Here is a 23,933-nt window from a genome sequence, read left to right on the forward strand (position 1 = left end):
GGAAGCATGGAATTCAGGCGGCTGCTGCAGATCCGGCGCATCTATGCGCAGCCTGAGGCGCTCGAGCTTCCCAGAGGCAGGGAGATCGTTGAACGCTGGCCGGGTGCCGACGTCGTGCTTGTCGATAACCACTGGAACATCCCGGAGTTGCACGGAGATGAAACGAACGTGCCTCGGTGGTCCCGGATCAAGACGGAGGCGCTGGTCCTGGGTGTCAAGAAGGCGCTGACAGTCAAGCCGAACGGCCGGTCCGCGGACTTCATTGCGCCCTCGACATCGAACGGCTGCGCCATGGCGTGCGCCTACTGCTACGTGCCCCGGCACAAGGGGTACAGCAATCCGGTAACGGTGTTCGCGAACATCAGCCAAATTGCCCGCGCCCTGGAGCGGCACGCAACCCGCCAAGGCCTGAAACTGGAGCCCAACCAGTGTGACCCCGAGCTCTGGGTCTACGACATCGGGGAGAACGGCGACTGTTCCGTGGACGCGCTGATCAGTGACAATGTGGAAGATCTTGTCACCCTCTTCCGGGACCTGCCCACCGCCAAGCTCTCCTTTGCCACCAAGTATGTGAACCCGGCAATGCTCGGCTGGGACCATGGCGGTCACACCAGGATCCGCTTTTCCCTAATGCCTGCGGGGCTGGCCAAATCCGTCGACGTTCGCACGTCGCCCGTTTCGGAGCGCATGGCTGCAATCAACGACTTCGTTGAGGCCGGCTATGAGGTGCACGTGAACTTCTCCCCCGTGATTGTCACTGACAACTGGCTCAGCGATTGGGAGCAGCTGTTGCGCGAACTGGATGCCACCCTCACAGACGCCGCCAAAGCCCAGCTCGCGGCGGAGGTCATTTTCCTGACCCACAACGAGCGGCTTCACGAGGTCAACCTGGGTTGGCATCCGCAGGCCGAGAACGTGCTGTGGCGTCCCGACCTCCAGGAATCGAAGGTCTCATCGAACGGCTTCACCAACGTCCGCTACCGGTCGGGGGCCAAGGCGGCCTACGTGCGGCAGCTGACCTCGCTCATTGAGCGCATTGCCCCCTACTGCCGTATCCGCTACGCGTTCTAAGGGTCCGGGTCTGCCGGCGGCGGTGCTACGTGAGAGCGTGCTCGAGCTGTCTGCATTAGCTCGCCGTCGACCGCTTGGCGCACATGCCAGGCGTCGCTCAGAAGAGCGGGACTGAGGTGTCAAGGGGGTGTGACTCTTTAGGGGTCTGCTGGTGCTGCCGCCGGCATTTGAGTCTCAGGGGCCGGCCTTCTTTTTTGCCTTCTGGCGTGCCCGTTCGAGCGCTCGGTAAACGGTCGAGCGGCCGATGGAGAACAGTTCGGCGAGCTCGTACATGGTGTGTTCGCCGGCGTCATGCAGCTGAAGCAGGAGGGCCTCCTGCTTTGCCGAGAGTTTGGGCTGTTTCCCGCGCAGGCGCCCCTTGGCCTTGGCGATCTTCATGCCTTCCCGCGTGCGCGCCCGAATAAGATCGCCCTCGAACTCCGCGACCATGGCCAGGACGTTGAAGAGCAGCTTTCCTATCGGGTCGGCGGGGTCATGCAATGAGCCGCCGATACTCAGCTTTACTCCACGTGCCGCGAGGTCGTCAGCGATCTGGTGCGCGTCACGGACGGAGCGGGCCAGGCGGTCGAGTTTCGTCACCATGAAGGTGTCGCCGCTCCGGCACGCGGCCAGCGCTTCCCGCAGGCCTGGACGGTTCGTGTTGCTGCCGGTGAGTCCGTGATCGACGTAGATGCGATCAGCTTCGACACCCATGGCAGCCAAGGCATCCCGTTGCACGGTGACGTCCTGCTCGTCGGTGGAAACCCTTGCGTAGCCAACCTTTATTTCACCCATGAACAGGAGTGTCCGCCTATGCCTGCTAGTGCGCCGTATAGGAGTCCGTCACCGGACATTTCACCGGTCCGGTGATGCGGGACGGTTGCTTCCGCCAAGACGTAACCCTGCAGATCAGGTGGGGTTGCGTCCGTTGGGTGACCGGCTTACGGGACGCTACGGACGCTTTATACGACTGGATGACCTAGTTCGGAGTTGTGACATGAGGAAAGCGGGAAAGGTTCTTCTCCTTGTCCTGGCGGTCCTGCTTATTTCCGCGATCGCGGGCTGGATAGGTGGACCCGAAGCCGGCGGCACCGCATTACTCATGCTTTCAATAGGCTTGGGTGCCTATTTCGCCGTTGGATGGGGCGGTGATTACGCCACAAAGGTCGAAGTGTATCGCCAGGAACTGACCTCGAAAAGAAGATCCGACAGCAGCCAGATTCCTGACGTGACTGACAAAGGAGGCGAGGACAAGGGATAAACCAATCAGGTTCCCATGAAGAATAATCCCCTCCCGACAGATCCTCGCTCCGCTAATCGTTCCCTACAGGTCGTTATCGGTGCACCTGGCCGTTCCACTGACGAAACCGAAGCTCACGCCGGCACTATTCGTGGTGTCGGGGAGCTTCACTTCTTGTTGCAATACTTGTGTGGGCGTGACGAGTCGTTTTGCCCGTCGACTTTCACCGTCGAACGTGTATGAACCGAAAAGGGCCCTGTCTTTCTGGTGGCGCAGGATGAGAACAACATCGTTGTCCTGATGTTCTACCGAGATCGGATGGTACTCATCACGGTCTCGGCCCCAGATTGGAAGCGAGAGCGGGAAGCCCAACTTCACGGCGTCGGGAAAAGTGCGAGGAATCCTGTCCAGACTTAGCGATATTGATTCCTGGCCGTCGTGCAAGGACAAAGTTTGGGGATCAAAAGATTGAATTCTTCCTGTACTCAGGCTCTTGGAAGACCAGTAGAGCGTTCCAGGAATGATCACAATGGCCCACCGCTCGACTTCGCTACCGTATTGGAGCGTTGACGTCGCTTCGTATTGGTGCGCGCCACCCCCGCCCATTGCGGCGCCTATGGCCTTGGCCAGGTACTCGGCAGAAGTCAGCGTCATGCCAATATCCTTGCATGCCGGACACTTTCGCACCGATTGGACTAGTCCAACAGAACTGTTTCTGTTGCCGTTCCTGGAGGCCACGAAGGACCGGGGACGACTGCCTGGATTCCCAAGCGATTCAGGCAGGAGAACAATGAGAGAGTTTTAGGGGTTGATCGGGGTAGAGAAATGAGAAAAGCCCGGAAAGTACTGCTCGTCATCCTGGCTGTGCTGGCCATTTCTGGGATGGTCGGTTGGGTGGCTGGCCCCGAAGCCGCCGGCGGCGCTCTGTTGATGATGGCAGTGGGCCTTGGAGCCTTCTTTGGTGCTGGCTGGGGCGGAGATCGCGCCACAAAGGTTGAAGAATATCGGCGAGAACTTCTAAGCAAGAAGAAATTCGGAAGTCCTCAGCCGCCGGATAACACCACAAACTCCGGGGATAACAAGTCAGCATGATTGCTGCATGCCTCTTGGGCGCAGCAGGCATCGTGCTACTACTGCTCGCCGGCTACCGCACGATCGCTCCCCAGCGGAGCCGACTGCGCCCTTGAGCGTTACTCAACATGGCAATCTGCATCCCGAACCTGACCCACGCGTATACAACTGCAGCAATGGCATGGTTAGACTTCGGAATGAGTAAGAGCGAGATCCGCGTCGTCATTTTGCTCATGGCCCTTTCCCTGACGGCGGTTTCCTTTTCCGTTCTGTTCCCCGCATCCGAGCCGTGGATATTGGTTCTCCTCGGAACTGCCCTTCTCGCTACGGTTCTTATGTTGCTGGTTCTCTGGAAAGTCGTACTCAGGGAGCGCTCAAATAACTTCAGCGGACAGCGACCTCCCGCTCAGGGCAAGAATCGACGAGTGGATGAGGATGAGCGGCGGATAAGGGACCACTTGATGATGGTCGATGCCCAGGTGCGGGCGCTGGATCGCCGTGAGGAGGTCCTTCAGATGATCGAGGATTCAGAGGACGAGGGCGAAGCAAGACGTCGGGTGGGTCAGCTGTTGGGTGTGGGAGAGCTGGGCAGCCGGGCTGTCCTTGACATGCAGGTTAGAAGATTCACCCGAGACTACCGTCAGAGGCTCGATTCCGAGGCAGAAGAACTTAGATCAAAGTTGCCTGATGGCCGCTGAGGGACCTCCTGTTCTCCGTCGATCACCAATTCATCGTCCTTTAAAAGAGTCGCTGGGGCTCATCGGAGTTCCGCTTTCCCCTTTTGGAGTAGACCAAGGAAACTGGCCCAGTTGAGGTTAGGCAATGTGGCTCCCGTGGCTCCCTCGGAATCAGCGAGTATGCTCAGGCCATGCTGCGAGCTCGAGGTGGGGCAGGGGGACGAAGTGCCGGTGGCCCATTGGTATTGCTGTTCTTCTCGTTGTCTTAGGGAGCTGTGCCATGACCCCTGATAACGCCGACCTCACATCTGGTGCATCGGACCGATGGATCGTGGGTGTATCCGGTCCGCGGAGCGGGGTAATTGACCCATGCTTGGAAGACACGGTCATTGAAGAGTCAATTCAAAGTGCAGATCTGCCGTCCACGCACTTGAGCATCAAACTTCGAGCGGAGGCTAAAAAAGAAGACGCTGACCGGATTGCCGATTGCCTTAGGCATGGGTTGAAGAGCGGCGATGTGTCTGTCGTTGGTCCCCGGGACTAAAGAGGTTCTCCACGTTGCTCACATGGCCGTTCCCTACGCGGGTGCTGCCGCTCCCTACCCGGGGTCGCGTCTGAGACACTGCTGAGTTGTTCGATCTGCGAGACTGTGACCCATGATGCAGATGGTGCACACGACCTTCCACAAGGGGATTACCTCATTTTGGTTGGACCGCGATGGCCTTTGCACTGGCACCTTGATATTCGGCGTCGGAATGCGTGATGAACCGCCCATGCTTGCCGGGATAACGCACCTGGTAGAGCACGTGCTTTTGCGCCTTGTACAACCCGTAACGGTCCTGCACGGCGGTACCGTGACCACGGACTCACTCCAGTTATACGCCGTGGGCAAACCGGATGATGTTGCCGGCTTCCTGAATGCGATCGCGGACGCCGTATCAACCTTCCAAGAGTTACCTGATGAAGTTATCGCCCTTGAAAAGTCCGTCCTCGAGGCCGAGGACCCGCACAAGTTCAGCAATGTCTCCAGCGGCTTATTGACCTACCGGTACGGAACGAGCGGCGTGGGCGCTGCCCAATTCGGGGCGCCGGCCACGACCGGTCTGACCAAAGCTGAACTTATCGAATGGGCTTGCCGGTGGCTCACCGCCGGCAACGCCGCCCTCACCTTCACCGGCCCCGTGCCCTCCGCCCTGGGCATCCGTCTGCCAGCGGGTGGACCCGTAAGTCATCATCAGGATCCACCGCTCATCACGACTCCGACCCTGATCAAGTCCCGGAAGCAGGGCGTTGCGCTGTCTCTTCTGGTGTCGTCCCAGGACGCCGATCTTCTCTGTGAAGCACTGCGGTACGAACTGCTAACCCGGCTCCGGCACGCCGCCGGAATCATCTATTCCGTAGAGAACTTCACAACCGCGATCGATAACGACCAGAGCCAACTCGATCTCATTCTTGATCCGGTCCGGCAGAAGACCATCCCGGCTCTCAAGGAAGGCATCAACACTCTCCGCGGCCTTGTCGATGCCGGGTTCAGTGAGAACGCCGTCCAGTCGGCGCGGCACGCCCTGACGGCCGAGTTGGGATGGGACGAGTACGTTCCCCAGGACCACCTGGATCAATTGGCGATTGACGCCCTGCTCGGACGAAGCAGTCGGGACCGGCAGGAACTCCTCGACCGGGCGACAGCTATCGGCTCCGCGGAACTCACAAAAATCCTGAGAACCAGCATTGGCACGCTGATCGTCGCTTTTGATGATTCGGTGAAGCTCTCCAAAGCAGACGCCGGAAGCCTGGGGCTTGCGATGGATCGTTATGAGATCTGGCAGCGGACCAAGGAACCAAAAAATCGTCAGTCGCCAGTAGAGGGCCAGCCTGAAAATACGTGGCGCCATAAGTCTTCCCCCACCACACTCGTGCTGACCCCAACACATCTGATGAGTCAGAACTCCGGCAAAACGAAGACAATCTCCCTGGCCGACGTGGCCGTCGTCGGTGACCGCAGCTGCGGCTGCATTTCACTAATGGATCAACGAGGCAGAAGCAGCGACCTCAACATGGACGAATGGAAGGCCGGCAAGAAGCTCCGGAAGCAACTGCTCGACGCATTTCCGCCCGAGATCATCCGGCCCTTTCCCGAAGACTAGATGCTCGAAAGGCGGCCCGTCAGTTGAATCGAAACCCGCCCGTAAAAGTGTTTCCGAGAGGGAACATGGAATAGACCTAGCAAACTGTGCCGTGGAGGGTTCGTCGAGAGATGCGCCCGAGACGCAAGCGAAAATCTTCGTCCTCGTTCGTCGTGCATGGACCTATTAGCCAAGGGAGACAAGGTAGACGCCGACAACTGCAATAGCGCCCGCTCCCATGGCGATAGGAACCAGTTTCTTCTGGCGGAAAAGTTCACCAGTCCTGAGATAGTCGATGAGCAGATACAGCCCAAAGCCCACGAAGACAGGGCCAAAAATGGCCACGATCACGATACCCAACGTGTGCATTAGCTCGTCCCCTTCGTGGGCGTCCTGCGAACTATGAGAATCATGACTAGTACGGCTGCAATGCCGAGGAGGGAGTAAGGCCATCCACTGCTTCCGGTGGCTACCTCGACCAATAGCCGCACGAGGGTGAGAACACCAAGGAGCGATATACCGATAATAAGTACAAGCTTTCGGCGGGCCGGCATAGCCGGCAACCCAAACGGTCCTCGCTCAACCATGCATCCACATCCTTTTCTTCGCTGGCATCCTGGAGTCGTATTTATCGGCGCCTGTAAAGCGCTTTTCGACCTCCCTAAGCCCGTGTAGAACCGCGAATTGGAGCGAGTCTATGGCATTGCCATTCTTGCATCAATGAAAGTGATTTCCCGAGCAGCATCTACCGAATAGAGGGCGGGTCCTCTACGCCGAACGATTCGGACATGGGGGCCGCTGCGGACTTCGCATTACCGTCGATTACTGGTTTCTCGGTCCAACCCGATGGAGGTGCTGCTGCCCACTGATCAGACTTGTCTGCCTTCCCTTTTGGAGTAGACCAAGGAAACTGGCCCAGTTGAGGTTCCTCCGAAGGCCCGAAGGGCTGGGGCGATCACTGGCTGATGGGACGATACACACGGGGCGACTCTTCGGGAAGATGAGCGTGGGGAGAAAATGCGGCAGGAGTGTGTCGCCTCGTAGAGTTTGGGAACATAAAGCTACCGAAAAAGGGGGAATGGTGGCTGAGACGCTTGCCATAGGCAGGGACTACCCGTTCATTCGTAACATCGAGTCCCCGCTCACGAGGGACATGCTTCGTCCCCTCGACCCAAGATGTCACACCGTACAGTTCAGCCAAGCCCTCACCGAGAGCGACTACAGGACACTGTCCGACTGGATCGGCCAGTATCCCTCGGTCACCCTTCGAGCATACGGATCCTATGACGGCTCGATTCGCGACCTGGACTTCCTGCGGTTTTTCCCAAGCCTCCACAAATTCTCGGCAGATGCGCTCTACCACTCACTCCAGTCAATCGAGGGCCTCGACTACCTACCCGCGTCGGCGACCCTGCTCGGGCTTGGCCAGACGAAAAAGAAGCTGTCGCTAAAACCACTGGGACGCTTCACAGGCCTCCGCCGGCTTTACCTAGAAGGACAGACCAAAGACATCGACGTCATCTCAGACCTAACGAGTCTGCGGAGCCTCACCCTGCGATCCATCACCTTGCCGGACCTGTCAGTCCTACAGCCCCTCACGCAACTCCGGGCGCTCGACCTCAAGCTCGGCGGCACACGTGACCTCACGCTTCTTCCGACCATCGGACAACTGGACTACCTGGAACTATGGATGGTCCGCGGCCTACACGACCTCTCGCCCATCGCCGAGCTGAAAAGCCTCAGCTACCTCTTCCTCCAGTCCCTGAAGCAGGTCACCAAGCTTCCTGATTTCTCGCGCCTGACAAAGCTCCAGACGGTATGGCTCGAAAACATGAAGGGCCTCACGGACTTGTCCCCACTGCTGACCGCCCCAGCCCTTCGACAAATCGCGGTTATCGATATGGCCCATCTGCATCCAGAAGCCGTAGGAATTTTGGCCAAACACCCAGCGCTGCAACAGGTCCTGCCAGGGCTAGGGAGCAACCGAAAGAACGAAGCCGTCCGCAAGCTCGTCGGAGTACCTTCGGGCGAGGGCTGGTCCAAGCCGGACATTCTTCAAGTGGACTGATCCTCCAAGGTTCATTGGGCTGGACCTTCGAAGCTGCACCGTTAGCGGTTCGGCTGCGGTCTAGAATCCGCCAAAGCCGACGAAGACAGACAGGAACAGGGCGCAAAGGAGCCAAACGAAAGCCAAGCCAGCAAAGAAGAGGCTTCCCCACCAAGGGTCTTGTTTGAATACGAGCCGCGGTTTTGCACACAGGAATATCAAAGCCAGGAACGGAGCAAGGAGCACCGTTGCAGTCGTCACTCTGAACGCCTGAGACCAAGCGGGAACCGCAAGATCCGCAGACTGTTTGATCTTTATCGCAAACCAAGCACCTACAAGGCCGGCGAACAGGATGCTGGCCGTCGTTGCAAAGGTTTTCGCGACAACTGCTCTTACCGCCATTGTGCTTCCCCTAACCTCATATCCAAACACTACCGGCAGAGACGTCTCCAACTACTTGCTGGTCTCGGCACAGTGCGGAATATGCACCATTCAGCGTTCGGCTTAGGGCAGCTACCGGACCACTCTTGCAGTCGAGCCGTCAGTTGACCTTAGTCGTCGTCCCATTCATCGCGCAGCGACTTGCGCAGCACGTCCACCTGCACGGTTAGCGCCCCAAGCAATTCCTCACGACTGAGTCGATTAGTGGTTCGGTATGACCACGCCACGTCGCCGTCTCGGTCCAGGACTTTGAGGAGGATGAAGGCCTCCAGCACAGTCTCGCCTGGCTCGAGCGCATGCACTTCGAGCCCGTTGAGTACTTGCTCGACGGGTACTCTTTGTTCTCCCTCAGCCGGGGCTCCTGAATGACTTCCCATGTGAGGAAAGACTACACGCGGAAACGAGGGGGTCTCGCGTTGAAAACCCGTCCCCGTAAGGGGTTCCTTAAGTCAGTAGTCTACGTATCGGATGCGCTGGATTTCGCCGGCGTCATAGTGCCCGCCCCCGCCGGTCCCAATCAGCTCTCTTGGCCTCTTCCTGATCCCAGAAATGGCCATCATGATGACGAACGTACAAAAGGAACCCCAGGAACACCACGCCTAGAATGAGCGCTGCCAGCGATAGATAATCCACGAGATCCCAGACAGTTCCCGCGACCAGATTCCCAACTAACATCACCAGTTGCAGCGCGGTCCAGATCGACCACAGGACAAACTGCACGCGGAAACCGCCGCGGGTCATTTTGGGTTGCAACCTTCTGGCACCGTTAGCCTGGCTCATGTGCCGACGCTACAAGCCGCGTCGATTTTTTTGGGAATGGTCCGGGCTCAATAGGAGCTGACTCTGCCAATTCCAGCAATGTCCGAAGACGGCTTCCGAAGGGCAATGGACTAGACCTAGCTAACTGTGCCGTGGCGGGTTACGAAATCGGGCGGCCTGTGCCTTGGCGTGACGCCTTATGCTGGGGGCGCTCCCCAGGGATCAGGTGACCAATATGCGCCCGTCATGTTGAACTCTGACCGCCCGAATCGTCCTAGCGAATGCTCAAGTTCCTCCCATGAATCGGCGGATACTTGAGCAACTGCGGACCGCAGAAACGACTCGACACTCTGTCGGTCAAACCTCGCAACGACAACTTGTCCATGCCCGGCAATGCAGGGGTGCGAGTTCAGGCGCCGCGTTAGTTCCTCTATCGTCGTCACCGCTACCTCGTACCTCAGCACTGCAGAGTGCCCTGGCGACGTCACATACATCTCCAAGAGAGTCGGGAAGTCAGGATCGGTCGTATCGTCCTCGATGTCCGTCCACTGAAAATGCTTTACCTCCGCGAACATGCTTTTCCTGTCTAGATTAGATCGATATTCGGATGCTATCGGACAGAGAGCAGCCTCCGTGAAAGTCCGACCGCGGAACCCGTATAGGGTGCTGTAGGAAAATGGACTAGACCTAGCGGGCTGTGCCGTGAAGGGTTGCCTTGATGATCCTAGTCAGCCCAGCGTTCCCAGTAATTATCGGCGGCCTGCAGGAGTCGCCGTGAATGCGTTCGCACTCCGATGATGGGATGGCTGTCAGGCCTGCCCAAGAAACCGGAAGCGTTGTTACCCGGAGTGAAGCTGACACCTAGCAGAAATCCAAGAGCGAGGACGGGGGCGAAGCTCAGCAGCGTGAGAACCAGTCCGTAGGTCAGCCCCGGTGCTTGCCGGCGTCGAGTCCGTAGTCGGAAGCCGCCAAGATAGGTGCCCAACGTGTTTCCGCGGGCATATAGGAGCCAATTAGTCATCAGCGCCAAAAGCACCGCGGCAACGGCAACAGAGCCCTGATGGGTTGGTACGAGAAAGAACAACAGAAGAGCCGGTCCCCAAACCACAAGCGAATCGACGATAAGCGCGAACAGGAGTGAGGGCCAGTCCACGATTACGGGTTCAGGGGTTTCCACACGGTGATTCTGCCATGCGGCCGTAGCCATCGCTGTTAAGCTACATGACCCCTGGAGAGGTCCTGTCTCGTGCCCCAATAGGCGCCTTGTCGAGGGGTCTGTGGACTAGACCTATGGAACTGTGCCATCGAGGGTTCCTGCGCAGGTACGTCCGACCCTTAGGGACTCGCTTCAACGGCCTCAGCTGAAAACGGCCGTCGCACCTCAGAGATTGAACAGCAGGATCGGTAGCGAACACGAGACTGTCACCGCGTCGGCGGCTTGGCCAGGTCTAGAAAACCGGGCATGCTGACTTCTGGGGAACAAAAGCTTTTTCGGAGAGGAATAGTTGGGGGACGAGCATGTTCAACGAGAACCAGATCATCTGGATGCTAGGTCTTGTACTGGTTGCAGTCGGACTAGCTACGGCCGCAACCATCAGGGTGAGCTCTTTCGCCCGCTATACGCATCTCGAGGACATGGGCTTAGACGTCGACCAAGCCATAGGCGCCGATGTTTTCCGTCAATTAGTGGTCCTCACAATGCCGGAGAAGTTGGTCTTTCTTATCGCCGTGGGACTCGTGCCAATTGGCATCCTTCTCCTTATCCTCGGGTGGCTCCGGCAACGGCGAGCATCGGCCAGCCAGGCCTGACCGAAAGGAAAATGGAGTAGACCTACCGAACCGTGCCGCGAAGGGTTCCGCTCCAGACAGATTGGAAGGAACGATCCGGTCTTCCGTCCCCGTTTCTTCCAACCCGGCATCGGAATCAGCCCCACCGGAAACTCGTAGGTGGATGTCTTTACGGTGGAGCCATCGGGCAAGAAAACTTCAACGTGAGTGCGGCCAGGGGCACTAATCTCTCTGGAATTCCCGGTACATGCTGCCCGCACGACATCCTTGACGAACTTTACGTCCTCGGGAGACCAATCCAGTTCCCACCTGGCGCGTCCATCACCATAGAAGAGCAGCAATTCAAGGGTGCCGAGGCAGGCCAAACTTATGGGTGTCCCATCGCCACCGTGGGGATGGAAAATAACCTGCGCGAACCCGTATGCGCGCCCGCCGGGTTCGTCAGCGCTGACAATGGTCGCCACGTCCTGCAGGGAAGATCGAAGATCGTTGAGCAGCTCGTCCCATTTTTCATCGATCATAGGCGCACAATACTGAGGCCAGCCCTCCCCCACCAGCAGTAGACTTCCGAAATGAATCTGCGGGATAAGGAGCGACGCCGGGCCGTCCGGCGCATCTTCCTTGATACGGACTTGGTCGACCTGGGATTCGGCGGTGTCGTGTTCCCTGAATACGAATATGACACCCAAGCGGACTTGGCGATGTCTTGGCTTGCTAAAGGACAGTCGCCATCGGAGGTCGCAGCACGGGCGGCAGCCTTCATTGAGCGTGACTGGGGCGTCCCGGTCTCCGACCGCAAAGTACAGCAGCTCACGCAGGCTCTTGCTCTGCTCAGGTCTAAACCCGAATGGCAGAATTAGGAGCCGGCCGGGGACCCATTGATACTTCCTGAGGGGAAAGATGGACTATACCTAGCGGCTTGTGCCGTGAAGGGTTGTCCCAGCGGAGCCGGACGCGCTTGCAGACAAATGAAGCGGGTGCAATGTTAAGCACGGGCGCAGCTCGGGCTGTCTATTGAATCGGGGGTAGAGCGACATGCAATGGAGCAAGCTGATACCGGGAAATCCGTGGCCGCACGACATGGTGATCCGAGTGAATGACCTTCCGCACCACCTGACACTCTTGCTCTTTGTCCGGGAGGCATGGTCCCTAGCAGGTGACATGGACATCCACCCATTGGAGCCGGCACCTGATTGCGGACGTTCGCAAATGCCTGACTCCGCAGATGCCTCCACGTGGGATAGGCGCTGGAAAACTGCTTGGAATCAAGCATGGACTTGGTACGAGACCGAAGACAGGGACCACCATCCCACGCCTGTGGAGATGCGCGATTCCCAGGATCCAAGTCAAGGTTTGAACCCGCTCATCCCACCTTTCTGGACGCAGCAGTACGAATGGGAGGGCCTTGACCGAGACGCGTATCAGGCTTGGGAGCAACGCCTGATGCCCAAGTTTCCGCAAGATGCCGAACGCAGGAGTCTTCAAGCACTTATTCCTGCATGGAAGAGCGGGGTCGATACCATTATCGTCCTGCCATACCGCGGCTATTATGCCCATCGCCTCAGCCACCAGCACCTCGTGGTGTCTGCGGCCACTAGGAACAACGCAGCTGACTACAGCCGGGCTTTGAGGGAAAGCACTCGGTAAATGGACTAGACCTGGCGGCTTGTGCCGTACGGGGTTCGGCTCCCGGTAATCCGACCAACGCGAAATGGTGTGTTTAGGATGACCCCATGAGCATCGTTCACCGGACGCGGCCTGTGCTGCACTCTCGGTCTAGTGGAGCGATCGGGGCACGCTGCGCCTCATCGCCACACGAACGATGAGGTGGCATACGAATGCCGCAGGCACCAGAACGACCGCGCCCAGGGCTCTATCCCTCGCGCGTAGCGGCATCCCGCCGCGGGTAAGTTCCCTGCCTGCCGCGATCACGGCGGGCAGCATTATGGGCACCGCGGTCACGACGCCTGCCGTGTAGCGTCGCGCAAGCACAGTAGCGCAGACGTGCATCCCGACGTGGGCGCCTAGTCCTGCGACCACTGCCCGGTACAAGCGCGAACTGCCTGCCGTCTGCGCGCCGCGGATGCAAGCGAATCCGACGAGCACACCCATCAAGCCGACCGCTGTCCAGGACTGACGCGAGTCCATCCGCAGCGCTTGAATCCCGGTGCGGTCGGCCAGGTAGTTGCAACTGGCAGGAAAGGTTGCGGCTTCCTCGAGGTCGTGCAGCGCCCACGCGAGAAAGAGCCATGCCGGCCCACAACGCCATGTGCGACTCCGAAGTTTCTGGGGTGCTGCCACTCGTTCATCATTCCAGTAAAAGACCAAGTTAACGTCCGGTCACGCTTGCCACCCCTCGACTTGGGCTGGATAGGCCTATTGCCTTTCAACATCGAGTAAAAGGGGATCCCCTAGAGCTTGCACTTGAGGGGATCCCAACGGACGCAATGCCCCAGTGACTTCCGCCATGCAAGAATCGCCGCATGCATAAGGATGAGCGGCGGATAAGGGTCCACTTGATGATCGTCGATGCCCTGGTACGGGCGATGGATCGGCGTGACGATGTCTTTCAGATGCTTGGGGATTCAGAGGACGAGGACGAAGCAAGACGTCGGGTTGGTCAGCTGTTGGGTTTGGGAGAGTTGGGCAGCCGGACTGTCCTTGACATGCAGGTTAGAAGATTCACCCGAGACCACCGTCAGAGGCTCGCTTCCGAGGCAGAAGAACTTAGATAAAAGTTGCCTGATGGCCGCTGAGGACCCCTGTCTCCTCGTCCTCCGATAGAGCTGCTGCGGCCCAGCGATCCGATTTCCCGCCTCCCCTGTGGAGTAGACGAAGGAAACTGGCCAGTTGAGGTTCCTTGAAACGGAGTCGAACCGCAGGTCAGAGCTTCTCCGGCCGTGTAACGTCAGTCCCATGCCTCCGCAGCGCGTGATTCCATCTGCTATGAGATAGCCCGTGGTAGCGCAACGGCCCAAGTCGTCGCCGACACCGGCGAAGCGCTGGCGTTCACGGTTCTCGATTCCGCAGCACTCGCCTCCGGCCACGTGGTTGTTATCCCCAGACGTCATTGCGTGGGTGTCCACGACGCTGACTCAACCTCACTGAATGCGGTTGCAGTGCTTTGTCAGCAGGTGGCGCAAGGGATTCTTCGCGCTCTGCCAGCAACGGGCGTCAATCTCCTCAGCGCCTGCGGTCCAGGCAGCGACCAATCAGTTGATCATTGGCATATGCATGTCGTTCCCCGAAAATCGGGAGACGGAATTGAAACATGGCCGGAAAGTGAATCGACTGTTGTTAGACATTGTGCCGCCGGAAAGCTTCTCGCTACTGAGCTGAACAAGGTCAGCCCGGGCAAGTAACGGCCTGTGGTCCCGTGTCACCAAGCTTCATCCCCTAGGGGGCTACCAGGTGTGGCTCCGGTTTGTGGGTAAGTCTGCTGGTTAGGCTACTTCTGACATCGAACGAAACCCTGAATGAAATGGAGACGCTCATGCACGCAGTGCTCGAGTACACGTACGCGGACAATTACCTTGACACCCGCGAGAAGTACCGCGCTGTCCATCTCAAGGCGGCCTGGGAAGCAGTCGAACGAGGCGAGCTTCTGCTGGGTGGAGCCGTTGGCGACGGACCCTTCACCGGACTCCTGATCTTCACCGGCGAGAACGCACTCGAGGCTGCCAAAGCCTTTGCAGTCGTCGACCCCTATGTCACCGGCGGCGTCGTGACATCCTGGACCGCCCGCCTCTGGACAACGGTGGTGGGAAACGAGGCGGCCACACCCGTTCGCCCTAAACTCCTCCCCTAGGCAGTGGGTTTGCCCGCAGATCGTGGACAGTTGAGCAGGCGGCTTGTGCCGACCGAGGTTAGGTCTTGGGCCGCCGTTTCCCACGTGGCCCAAAGGGTAATCCCGCGTTAAGCGCCAGAACCCTTACCAGCGCTAAGGGCAGGCAGCCCACCAGCGTCTACAAGCGGTCTCACGTCATTCTTGGCTTTCCGGCTCCTGGAACTCCTGCGGCACAGCCTCGGGATCACCGTTCGGAGCCAAAAATACATGCACATGGCCCCCACCTGATCCAACAGTTAGTGTGTCCAGTTGTGCTGCCCCGGCCTGCCACAGGCGTACGGCGGCGTCGCGCCGCTGCGCTACCGTTGCTGTGATGACTTCGCGGCCATCAGCAGGCGCAGACAGAAGTTGATCGTAGCCGGCAGCTGCAGACTCGAGCAGCTCGGCAGCGCCAATGAGTGCCTCGCGGGCAAGCGTCTGTTCACTTGTGCCCTCTTCCACGGCTTCCAATGCAGACGTCGCAAGTGCCAAACGGTGGTTCCACCCGTCCACATCGATGGCGCTGACCGGACGGGAACTGACGGTTGCCTCCACTGGTAAGACCGAGGCGAGTTCCTGCAGGACCTGAGCCAAATGCCCGTGTGCGTCTTCGGCAGCTGTTGCCAGGTGGGCGTTGAGTTCGGCTTTTTCGCGGGCTTGGCCGGCGGCCAGTCTTTCCGCCACCGCTTCTATTGATCCGGCCTCGGGAGCTTTGCTGCCGGTCCCGGCTTGTCCAGCGCTGAGTGCACCTGCTCCGGCAAGGAGGACGCCGGCGGCCGCCGTTATGGTCAAGACTCGTACTTTGCGGAAAAGACGTGGAGAACGTTTCACGAGGATCGATTACCTTTACGGGGCACGGAGGGTTTGCTTTTCGGTGGGGCGTTGCCAGCGGTGGTGCACCGGCTGCACTGCGGCAGCCAGTGCACCAGATGACACGGTTACTGCAGTCCGCTCTGCCAGTCCTGCAGGTCGCGTACCTTTCCGAGCAGCAGGTCATAAGCGTCGGAATCACCGTCAACGTGCGCCCGGATCAAGGCAGCAGCTGCGTTCAGCTTGTCCGCAGCATCATCATGCAGACCGGCGTCCGCGAACTCCTGTGCCTTGTCCAGCTGCTTTGCCAGCAGCGTAGCGGCCTGCGATGATATCGCTGCTTCAGCCAGAAGGTCCGCTGTGGTTTCCTCAACCTCGGTCCAGGTGACACAGTCACCCCCACCGCTTACTGCACCGGCCGACCACGCGATCCCGCCCAGCAGGTGCCTCAGAAACACCGGATCCGCATAAGAGGCTTCCGTATGTCCTCCGCCGGTGTACCAGGACCGGGCGGATTCAAAGTTTTGGCACCAAGACAGCGGATGGTCCGCGCCCATGGCGTTGCCTCGGGCGTCATAGGTGCTTTCGTCAAGGCTTGTCAGGACCCGGACGCTGTCCCGGGGGCTCTGGTTGAAGTTGTACCACTCGTCAAAACGTGTCCAGGTGCCCGACAGGTGTTCTGTTGAAGGATGAGTGCTGTCTTCAACCACTTGAACGGCATTTTGCTGTTCAGGATGGCTGACAAAGCGGGCACCGCCACCCGTCAGCTGGCTGTACCAAGGAATGGTGTGCATCGAGTCTGTTGCCGCATGGACTCCGGCAAAGCCGCCACCGTTGCGGATGTAGCCCTGGAAAGCCGCCAGCTCGCTTTGATCGAGCAGTGTCGGTTTTGCCGGGTCAAGATTGTTGGTGCCGTCGACGGTGGAGACGAAAACGATGGTCTCGTACTTGGCGAGATCTGAGGCACTGGTAAATGGTGTGCTTGCCAGGGAACGCTCGGGTTGCCCCTGGTTCCTCTCCGAAGTCGGGGGGTCCCAGACGTCGACACTGAAGCCGTTTGCCTCGCCGAGGGCAATAATCGCCGTGGTTGCCTCGTCAATGCTGCTGTGCCGGAAACCGGTCGTCTTCCCTACCACGAGCACGTCGTAGTTCTGTGCCACCTCGACGTTGGCCTGAACGGGCGCGGCATGGGCCGTTGTTATTGCGAGGGCAGGAACGACGAGGGCCGTTCCAACGACGCCGAGAGTTGCCTTGCTGATGTATCGCTTCATTGCGCTCCTCTTGTATTCAGTGCCTTCGCACGGACAGCTCGACGACGGCACTGGGCTTCTTGAGTAATCCGTTCCGCAAGCTCTCCCTCCTGGGCGGGAAGGTTGTTGATCGGCAACTCCCCTTCAGTAAACACAGTAAAGGCGTCGATTTCTATCGTTATAGACCACTTTTTCTTTCGAAATGTCCCATTACTTGCGCTTGAGGTGTCTAACTTATGTCGGAGGAGCGCCAAGCTTCGACATAAGTCTCATGGCTGAGGGCTCGGCGGTCAGGAAGTCGGGATGAGCGGGTATCGAGGTTCCCTGCCTAACGGTGGCAACAACACAATCCGTTCGTGGCTCGTCCAGTTCATCCTGGCTTCCCTGACGCCAAGTGGTGAGCAAGTATTCGCTGACGCTTCTGACAGTGAAGTGTGGCGGCAGCTTCGTGCCGGTCTGTACAACAAATAACGACTCACGGGAGACTGACGCCATGCGCAAACTGACCTATGGCATGAACCTGAGCCTGGACGGTTACATAGCCGCGCCCGGCGACGAGATCGGCTGGAGCGTACCGAGCGACGAGCTGTTCCAATGGTGATCTAACCGGGTGGGGGCGACGGGCCTGGCGCTGTACGGGCGCAAACTGTGGGAGACGATGAGCTCCCACCGGCCAACCGCCGACCAGCAGCCGGGCGCCACACCGGCGCAGATCGAGTTCGCGCGCCGCTGGCGGGACATGCCAAAGATAGTGTTCTCCTCGACGATCAGGACGGTCAACTGGAATACCCGACTGGTCACCGGCGACGCGGTCACCGAGATCTCCCGGCTCAAGGCCGACGACGGCGGCCCAATAGACATTGGCGGTGCCACACTGGCCGCGGCGGTCATGCGGGCCGGGCTGATCGACGAGTATGTCCTGGTCACCCATCCGGTCCTGGTGGGCGGCGGTACCCCGTTCTTCACAGCCGTGGACAACTGGGTGAACCTGAGCCTGGTTGAGATTCGGACGTTTCCCGACGGAGTAATCCTCACCAGGTACGAGATCAGGCGCTGAATGCCCGACGTCGAATCAGAGCGGGCTTCCACTGCCGAGTTGTAGAGGAAGCTGGCCGGTCTTGCTTTTTTGGTTGGCGGCCGATTCGGTACCGAGCCTTCCCCGGGAAGAGTCGGATTTCAGGACCATCATGCTCAAGCTCAGAGATGCGCGGTCACGGCCGCGGTACATGCCATCCGACAAACGGGGGTAGTCCCCCGCTCTGGAGAACAGATCGTTTTTATCAGCGGCAACCGTTGCAGCGCTGACAAGGATGTCTTCGCCGAGAATTTTACGTGCCCGGGCGGCCTTCTCCTCGCTGTAGTCGCGCAGGGAGATCCACACCGTGTTCTTCTTCTCGTCCGGACCCCATTCCAGCAAATTCAACCCAAGCGCCTTGAGCACGCCCATATGTTTTGAGATTGAGTTGACGCGTGAAGCAAGGTCGTTGTAGGAGAATTCGACTTCATCGAGGACATGTTGTCCCGTTGGGTGCTCTTCGAGGGCTTTCGCGAAGTCCCGCGTTTTCCCGTGCTGCACGGCAACGTGGGTTATGCCTGCTTTATCCACCCAGATTCCGCCGAATCCTGGCATCTCTGAGACGATCGCTGCGATGGCATTGGATTCCTCATTCGCCCGGTTCCCTTCATCCACTGTTGAATCCGGCAACTTTGCTGGCGGTCCACTGGGCGACTTCGTGGGGCGGCTGATACCCGGGTCCGGAATTGGGTCCTGAACGGCGGGCAGGGCGGCAACAGCAGTGGATCTTTGAGAAGCGGCCAGAGGTTGCGACTGAGCGAAAATTGCTGGCTGTGCGGTGCTCGACGGGGTGCTGAGCCCGGTCAAAACGACAGCGGAAAGAACGAGTCCTGAACGAAGAAACTGACAGCCCATGTTTGCTACGCCCCTAGTCATGTGCTCCCCGGCAAGCTACTTCGCTCCCCTTTGTCCACATGTTGATCATGGGACCAGCCCACTGGATAAACAAGCACTGAATGAAAGGAACTGGCTCCAGTCGGACCAGTCGCATGTTCCGTTTCTGCCATGACCAGGTGTCCGTTTCAGGACGAAGATTTCTTGGGGAAAGAACAGACGGCACGCGGATGCCGGGTTAGCGCGTCAGGGCGGTCGCTACTTCGCCGCCCAGGGACACGTTGCCGCGGTACACATCGACATTTACATTGAGGCTGCGGCCGTTCGTGGCTTTCTGAATGAAGTCCAGAAGGAACGGTGTGGTGGCCTTGCCGCTGATCCCGTTCTTCTCTGCCTCCGCCCATGCCCGGGCGAGGATGTCATCGAGCTCGGCCGGAGGGAACTGCTTGTCCTCTGCCACCGGGTTTGCCAGAAGGATGGCCGATGCGATGTGCAGGTCATCGCGTGCCCTGCAGATTGCTGCAACTTCATCGGGACTGTTGACCGAGTATTCGACCTCAAACCCGGAGTCGGAAACGTAAAATCCGGGGTACTTATTCGTCTTATAGCCGACGACCGGGATGTTCAGTGTTTCGAACCTTTCAAGCGTCGCGGCGACGTCCAGGATGGACTTCACACCGGCGCTGACGACGATGATGGGTGTAGTAGCCAGGGTGGTCATATCGGCAGATTCATCGAAGGATGTTGCCGCACCGTGGTGCACTCCGCCCAGGCCGCCGGTTGAGAACACTTTGACGCCGGCGTGGTGTGCCAGGAAAGCCGTCGCGGCAACGGTGGTGCCGCCATGGAGGTGAAGGGCAGCAGCCACGGGAAGATCGCGGAGGCTGACTTTCTTGACGGCCCCGCCATTGGCGAGGGCGGTGATCTGTTCAACGCTGAGCCCCACCGTGGGAACGCCGGCGAAGACGCCGATCGTTGCAGGAAGCACACCCTGACCGCGGAGGCATTCCTCGGCTCCCAGCGCAACCTCGAGATTCCGGGGCCGTGGCAGGCCGTGAGTGAAAATGGTCGATTCCAAAGCGACGACGGCGCGTCCTTCAGCAACAGCTGCCGTCACTTCCGCTGAGACATGGATCGCAGCGCTGGTGCGGGCGGATGACATGGTTGGTCTCCCCGTAGAGAGTGATTTTGATGCGTGACTCACCAAGGTTCCCGCACGTGAGGACCAACAACAAGAATCAATGCCTCGCGTTCCCGCGTATGCCCTTCGTGGCCGACCTTGGCCGCTCTGGGGCCTCTGGACCTACGGCCCACGGCTCGGTAGCGTGCACCCCATGACCATCAGACTTGAGAACGTCGGCATCGCCGTCCGCGACCTCGAAGCCACGATCTCCTTCTTCACCGATCTCGGTCTTACCGTTGTGGGCCGCGACACGGTGCGTGGCGACTGGACCGACACCGCCGTCGGCCTCGATGGCAACCACGCGAAGATTGCCATGCTCAGAACCCCGGACGGCCACGGTCAGCTCGAACTGTTCGAGTACATTCATCCCGACGCGATCGAGACTGAGCCCACCCGGCCCAATGAGATTGGCATGCACCGCGTCGCGTTCTCCGTCGATGACATCGACAAAGCCTTGGAAATCGCTGCTAAACACGGCTGCCATCCGCTGCGCGGCGTGGCGACCTACGAGGATATCTACAAGCTGACTTACGTCCGCGGTCCCAGCGGCATCATCGTGATGTTCGCCCAGGAGCTGAAGAAGGCCTGAAGGGAAGCTCTTTCCCCTGCTTGAAGGGCAAAACACCTTGCGCAGGAGTCAAAGTGAACCACGCGCCGTCCTGCTGGTTCGCAAAAATGATGGATCGCTCGTCAGTCCCAAGTGGATCACCGTGCGGGTATGAGTCGCCGCCAGTACATGTCTCGGGAGTGGAGGAGATGCGGAGCGGGCCATCTGCCGGCTCACCTTTGAGCACACGTTCGACGTCGACCAGGTGGGTCGTGGCCCTGTATCCGTAGATGCTGGTTTCACCGACCTCAGCCGCAGACTTGCCGATGAGCACGAGGCCAGACTGGTCGTACTGTTCCTGAGGGGTTTTAAACCAGACCCAGTCGACGCACGTTTCGGCGCCACCGCCGGGAAGGATGCTGCACCCCGTCGCAAGCAGAATCACCAGCAGCCCCGCCTGAGCCTGCGGGAAAACTTTCCCCATACGTTGAAGCTACGCGGAGTTTGGAGCCACCACTACTCACCGCGGCTTGTTGAAACTCAACCGAGACCGACAGACGCGAATAGATATCGGCCGCTCCACTAGGAGATGCCCAGCGGCCCTTCCTGTCTCGACGGGCACTCCACTCCAGCCACCAGCCCCAGGGCTTAAGCTGGCCACATGGATTGGTGGTCTGTGGGGCTTCTGGTTGCCGTCGTCGTCGCAGTGTTCCTCGGTGTCCGGGCGCTGGGTTCCTACAGGCCGCCGGCAGGACGAGCCTCGTCCGGCGCGCTGGGAAGCATGCTCAGCATCATGGATTCCACCGGCGTGCCCACACGGGAAGAGGCGGCGGCCGCCGTCGAGGAGCAAAAACAGATGCGCCTGGAGGCTTATTCCGCAGGGCCAGGAACCAACGGGCGACCCGTACGGCGAGCGCGTCCGCATCCGGGCGCCGCGCCCACAGCCGCAGTCCGAGGGCGAGGCATAGCGCCAGTCGCTTCGGGCGAGCATCATGGGGTGACGCGGATTGTCGACTACGCGCCGGAGTACCCAGTGAATTGTCCCGTGATCCCTAGGAGGCAACCGTTGAACGATCTGGCGGGCCAGCCCGACCAAACAAATCCCGAACCGCCGCTGGCCGGTGACGAGACCGCTACCCTGTTGGGATTTCTGGAGCGGCAGCGGGCGACATTCGCCTGGAAGACCAAAGGGCTGGACGCTGCCGGCCTGCGGGCGACCCTCGGTCCTTCCGCTCTGACACTGGGCGGCCTGCTCAAGCACCTGGCCCGTTTCGAGGACGACATGTCCACAGAGTGGCTGCATGGCCGCAGGCAACTCCCGCCTTGGAACGCCGTGGACTGGGACGCTGACCCCGACTGGGACTTGAACTCGGCCAGCGAGGACTCGCCCGCACAACTTTATGAAAGGTGGCGCGACGCGGTAACCCGCTCCCGCGCCCTCTTCGCGGAGGCACTGATGGACGGCGGGCCCGGACGCCAGGGCACGGTTGCCTCAAACCCCAGCATCGAACTTCCCAGTCTGCGCTACATCCTGCTCAACATGATCGAGGAATACGCCCGCCACAACGGCCATGCCGACCTCATCCGTGAGTCGTTGGACGGTCTGGTCGGCCAGGACCCGCCGGGTTGAACTGCCCCCTGCTGCCTGCACAGTCAGCTGTCGGGATCGTAGTGGAATGCACGCACCTCCTGAGCGCAACGGCAGGCGGTTGCGAACTTCGCCGCCCACTCCAGGGCGGCATCGTACGAGGGCAAGTCCAGGACCGAGTAGCCGCCTTCGATCTGCGCCGTCTGAGGGTATGTCCCCTGACTCACGCTTCCGTCGCCGCTGACCATGACAGGCGGAATGCTCTCGTCGATCCCGCCGCCGAAGACCCAGACGCCCGCGTCCTTCGCCTCCTGAACGACCGCGTGCGACGTCTCAGAAACGGCCTCCAGGCCGCCGGGAGGGACGTCCATCGCGGCACTGGGAAACGAGATCAGGTACTTGGTCATCGTGTTACTTCCTCCTTCAGAGCACGGGCATCACAGTCAGCTCCGTTACCAGCCACCGCGCGTCGGCGTGTGTCCCTGCCGGGCGTCGTCGGGCATGGTCATTTCGGCCCGCAGGCCCAGCAGCCGTATTGGCCGGCCTGCCTCGATTCCGCCTGCAAGGTCCAAAGCCCGCGCGAGGATTTCGTCCCGGTCATACGTCTCGGGAATCTTCCGCGCGTGGGTCCTGGTGAGAAACGGCGCATACCGAACCTTGAGGGTCAGCCCGATCACCGGCCGCCCTTCGGCCACGACGTCCGCAAGGACGCGCGCCGCCAGCTCCCGCACGGCGTCGTCCACCTGGGCGGGCTCGGTCAGGTCGTGCTGGAAGGTGGTTTCCCGGCTGTGCCCGCGGGCAACCCACGGGGTGTCATCCACAACGCTGGCGCCGTCCCCGCGTCCGAGCGACGCATACCAGGGACCCATCTTGGGGCCGAACTCCGGGACCAGGTCCTGGGGGTCGCATGCGGCGAGCTCGGCGACTGTGTTGATGCCGAGTTTGGCCAGCCGGCCCGACACCTTGGCCCCGACGCCCCACAGTTCCCTTGTGGGCCGGCTGCCCATAACGTCGAGCCAGTTCCCGGCCGTGAGACGGAAGACACCGGCCGGCTTGCCGAATCCGGTGGCGACCTTGGCCCGCACCAGCGTGTCGCCGATGCCCACGCTGCAATGCAGCTGCGTCCGCTCCAAAACAGCGGCCTGCACCTGCCTGGCGTACGCTTCCGGGTCCTCGGTCTCAGTGCCTACAAAGGCTTCATCCCAGCCCAGCACCTGCACGGTGGCGCCGGGCTGGGCGCGCAGGGTGGCCATCACCGTCTCAGAGGCCTCCAGATAAGCCTCCTGGTCGACGGGCAGGATCACCGCGTCGGGCACCTTGCGGGCCGCAATCCGCAGGGGCATTCCGGAACCCACGCCGAACGCCCTGGCTTCATAGGACGCGGTGGCCACCACTGCCCGTTCCCTGGGGTCACCCCGGCCGCCGACAATGACCGGCTTGCCCGCCAGCTCCGGCCGCCGAAGCACCTCGACCGCCGCGATGAACTGGTCGAGATCGACGTGCAGCACCCACCGGATTCCGCTCACGCCACCAGTCTGGCCTAAACACTCCTGCCAGGCACCGGGTTCCAAAGGACAGGCTTCAGCGACGGCCCGTAAGGGCGTCACCGCGCCTAGCCTTCCGA

General features: G+C 60.0%; 26 protein-coding genes and 1 pseudogene. 12 read left to right on the forward strand and 15 right to left on the reverse strand.

The window, feature by feature from the left end; translation table 11 throughout:
- Positions 1–6 precede the first annotated feature (6 nt).
- Positions 7–1,071 (forward strand): spore photoproduct lyase family protein, encoded by a 1,065-nt coding sequence (locus ACFUTU_RS09215; RefSeq protein ID WP_377963406.1) that lies wholly within the window; start codon positions 7–9, stop codon positions 1,069–1,071.
- Between the two features lie 174 nt (positions 1,072–1,245).
- Here the strand turns inward: ACFUTU_RS09215 and ACFUTU_RS09220 are convergent, their stop codons facing one another.
- Entirely contained in the window at positions 1,246–1,845 is a 600-nt protein-coding gene (locus ACFUTU_RS09220; RefSeq protein WP_377963408.1) for a recombinase family protein, read from the reverse strand.
- Between the two features lie 202 nt (positions 1,846–2,047).
- Between ACFUTU_RS09220 and ACFUTU_RS09225 the strand changes: the two genes are divergently transcribed.
- On the forward strand, positions 2,048–2,311 hold the full coding sequence (locus ACFUTU_RS09225; RefSeq protein ID WP_377963410.1) for a hypothetical protein: 264 nt from the start codon (positions 2,048–2,050) through the stop codon (positions 2,309–2,311).
- 63 nt (positions 2,312–2,374) lie between these two features.
- Here ACFUTU_RS09225 and ACFUTU_RS09230 read toward each other — a convergent pair whose 3' ends face one another.
- Complete coding sequence (locus ACFUTU_RS09230) at positions 2,375–2,944, reverse strand: hypothetical protein (RefSeq protein ID WP_377963412.1); 570 nt, start codon at positions 2,942–2,944, stop codon at positions 2,375–2,377.
- A 171-nt stretch (positions 2,945–3,115) separates the two neighbouring features.
- Here ACFUTU_RS09230 and ACFUTU_RS09235 point away from each other — a divergent pair, with 171 nt between their 5' ends.
- The 3 genes from ACFUTU_RS09235 (at position 3,116) to ACFUTU_RS09245 (ending at position 6,182) form a co-directional block, all read left to right on the forward strand.
- The gene (locus ACFUTU_RS09235) at positions 3,116–3,382 is read left to right on the forward strand and encodes a hypothetical protein (protein WP_377963414.1); all 267 of its coding nucleotides are present in this window, start codon (positions 3,116–3,118) and stop codon (positions 3,380–3,382) included.
- A 107-nt stretch (positions 3,383–3,489) separates the two neighbouring features.
- Positions 3,490–4,059 carry a hypothetical protein gene (locus tag ACFUTU_RS09240; RefSeq protein WP_377963416.1) on the forward strand — a complete coding sequence of 190 codons (570 nt, stop codon included), beginning with the start codon at positions 3,490–3,492 and terminating at the stop codon, positions 4,057–4,059.
- 635 nt (positions 4,060–4,694) lie between these two features.
- Positions 4,695–6,182, forward strand: coding sequence for a hypothetical protein (locus ACFUTU_RS09245; RefSeq protein ID WP_377963418.1), 1,488 nt, complete (start codon positions 4,695–4,697; stop codon positions 6,180–6,182).
- 165 nt (positions 6,183–6,347) lie between these two features.
- Here ACFUTU_RS09245 and ACFUTU_RS09250 read toward each other — a convergent pair whose 3' ends face one another.
- Positions 6,348–6,530, reverse strand: a complete 183-nt coding sequence (locus ACFUTU_RS09250) for a hypothetical protein (protein WP_377963420.1) — start codon at positions 6,528–6,530, stop codon at positions 6,348–6,350.
- Positions 6,531–7,239: 709 nt separating this feature from the next.
- Between ACFUTU_RS09250 and ACFUTU_RS09255 the strand changes: the two genes are divergently transcribed.
- Entirely contained in the window at positions 7,240–8,229 is a 990-nt protein-coding gene (locus ACFUTU_RS09255; RefSeq protein ID WP_377963422.1) for a hypothetical protein, read from the forward strand.
- Positions 8,230–8,289: 60 nt separating this feature from the next.
- Here ACFUTU_RS09255 and ACFUTU_RS09260 read toward each other — a convergent pair whose 3' ends face one another.
- From ACFUTU_RS09260 to ACFUTU_RS09280, 5 genes are all read right to left on the reverse strand, one after another.
- Positions 8,290–8,610 carry a hypothetical protein gene (locus ACFUTU_RS09260; protein ID WP_377963424.1) on the reverse strand — a complete coding sequence of 107 codons (321 nt, stop codon included), beginning with the start codon at positions 8,608–8,610 and terminating at the stop codon, positions 8,290–8,292.
- Between the two features lie 149 nt (positions 8,611–8,759).
- A complete protein-coding gene (locus tag ACFUTU_RS09265; protein WP_215052125.1) occupies positions 8,760–8,951 on the reverse strand; it encodes a hypothetical protein in 192 nt (63 codons plus the stop codon).
- Positions 8,952–9,138: 187 nt separating this feature from the next.
- A complete protein-coding gene (locus tag ACFUTU_RS09270; RefSeq protein ID WP_377963426.1) occupies positions 9,139–9,429 on the reverse strand; it encodes a hypothetical protein in 291 nt (96 codons plus the stop codon).
- A 176-nt stretch (positions 9,430–9,605) separates the two neighbouring features.
- Positions 9,606–9,983 (reverse strand): Imm8 family immunity protein, encoded by a 378-nt coding sequence (locus tag ACFUTU_RS09275; RefSeq protein WP_377963428.1) that lies wholly within the window; start codon positions 9,981–9,983, stop codon positions 9,606–9,608.
- A gap of 1,104 nt (positions 9,984–11,087) precedes the next feature.
- The gene (locus ACFUTU_RS09280; protein ID WP_377963430.1) at positions 11,088–11,717 is read right to left on the reverse strand and encodes a hypothetical protein; all 630 of its coding nucleotides are present in this window, start codon (positions 11,715–11,717) and stop codon (positions 11,088–11,090) included.
- 51 nt (positions 11,718–11,768) lie between these two features.
- Here ACFUTU_RS09280 and ACFUTU_RS09285 point away from each other — a divergent pair, with 51 nt between their 5' ends.
- On the forward strand, positions 11,769–12,056 hold the full coding sequence (locus ACFUTU_RS09285) for a hypothetical protein (protein WP_377963432.1): 288 nt from the start codon (positions 11,769–11,771) through the stop codon (positions 12,054–12,056).
- Between the two features lie 916 nt (positions 12,057–12,972).
- Here ACFUTU_RS09285 and ACFUTU_RS09290 read toward each other — a convergent pair.
- Entirely contained in the window at positions 12,973–13,497 is a 525-nt protein-coding gene (locus ACFUTU_RS09290) for an HXXEE domain-containing protein (RefSeq protein ID WP_377963434.1), read from the reverse strand.
- A gap of 650 nt (positions 13,498–14,147) precedes the next feature.
- Here ACFUTU_RS09290 and ACFUTU_RS09295 point away from each other — a divergent pair.
- The gene (locus tag ACFUTU_RS09295) at positions 14,148–14,558 is read left to right on the forward strand and encodes an HIT family protein (protein WP_377963486.1); all 411 of its coding nucleotides are present in this window, start codon (positions 14,148–14,150) and stop codon (positions 14,556–14,558) included.
- Positions 14,559–14,689: 131 nt separating this feature from the next.
- Positions 14,690–15,004, forward strand: a complete 315-nt coding sequence (locus tag ACFUTU_RS09300; protein WP_377963436.1) for a YciI-like protein — start codon at positions 14,690–14,692, stop codon at positions 15,002–15,004.
- Positions 15,005–15,178: 174 nt separating this feature from the next.
- On the opposite strand, the gene ACFUTU_RS09305 is transcribed toward ACFUTU_RS09300, so the two are convergent.
- Entirely contained in the window at positions 15,179–15,853 is a 675-nt protein-coding gene (locus tag ACFUTU_RS09305; RefSeq protein ID WP_377963438.1) for a hypothetical protein, read from the reverse strand.
- Positions 15,854–15,960: 107 nt separating this feature from the next.
- Positions 15,961–17,154: a ThuA domain-containing protein gene (locus ACFUTU_RS09310; RefSeq protein ID WP_377963440.1), complete on the reverse strand. Its 1,194-nt coding sequence runs from the start codon at positions 17,152–17,154 to the stop codon at positions 15,961–15,963.
- A gap of 421 nt (positions 17,155–17,575) precedes the next feature.
- On the opposite strand from ACFUTU_RS09310, the pseudogene ACFUTU_RS09315 reads away from it, so the two are divergent.
- Positions 17,576–18,139: pseudogene (locus tag ACFUTU_RS09315) on the forward strand (dihydrofolate reductase family protein).
- Between the two features lie 15 nt (positions 18,140–18,154).
- Here ACFUTU_RS09315 and ACFUTU_RS09320 read toward each other — a convergent pair.
- Both ACFUTU_RS09320 and ACFUTU_RS09325 read right to left on the reverse strand, forming a co-directional pair.
- Entirely contained in the window at positions 18,155–18,772 is a 618-nt protein-coding gene (locus ACFUTU_RS09320; protein ID WP_377963442.1) for a hypothetical protein, read from the reverse strand.
- Between the two features lie 457 nt (positions 18,773–19,229).
- Positions 19,230–20,153, reverse strand: coding sequence for a pseudouridine-5'-phosphate glycosidase (locus ACFUTU_RS09325; protein ID WP_377963444.1), 924 nt, complete (start codon positions 20,151–20,153; stop codon positions 19,230–19,232).
- Positions 20,154–20,325: 172 nt separating this feature from the next.
- Between ACFUTU_RS09325 and ACFUTU_RS09330 the strand changes: the two genes are divergently transcribed.
- On the forward strand, positions 20,326–20,763 hold the full coding sequence (locus ACFUTU_RS09330) for a VOC family protein (protein ID WP_377963446.1): 438 nt from the start codon (positions 20,326–20,328) through the stop codon (positions 20,761–20,763).
- A gap of 1,024 nt (positions 20,764–21,787) precedes the next feature.
- Entirely contained in the window at positions 21,788–22,351 is a 564-nt protein-coding gene (locus ACFUTU_RS09335; protein WP_377963448.1) for a DinB family protein, read from the forward strand.
- Between the two features lie 23 nt (positions 22,352–22,374).
- Here the strand turns inward: ACFUTU_RS09335 and ACFUTU_RS09340 are convergent, their stop codons facing one another.
- Both ACFUTU_RS09340 and ACFUTU_RS09345 read right to left on the reverse strand, forming a co-directional pair.
- Positions 22,375–22,716, reverse strand: a complete 342-nt coding sequence (locus ACFUTU_RS09340) for a YciI family protein (RefSeq protein WP_377963450.1) — start codon at positions 22,714–22,716, stop codon at positions 22,375–22,377.
- 45 nt (positions 22,717–22,761) lie between these two features.
- Positions 22,762–23,817, reverse strand: a complete 1,056-nt coding sequence (locus tag ACFUTU_RS09345; RefSeq protein ID WP_377963488.1) for a DNA polymerase IV — start codon at positions 23,815–23,817, stop codon at positions 22,762–22,764.
- Positions 23,818–23,933 lie beyond the last annotated feature (116 nt).

The sequence above is a fragment of the Arthrobacter sp. NPDC057388 genome (assembly GCF_042668165.1).
Lineage (GTDB): Bacteria > Actinomycetota > Actinomycetes > Actinomycetales > Micrococcaceae > Arthrobacter.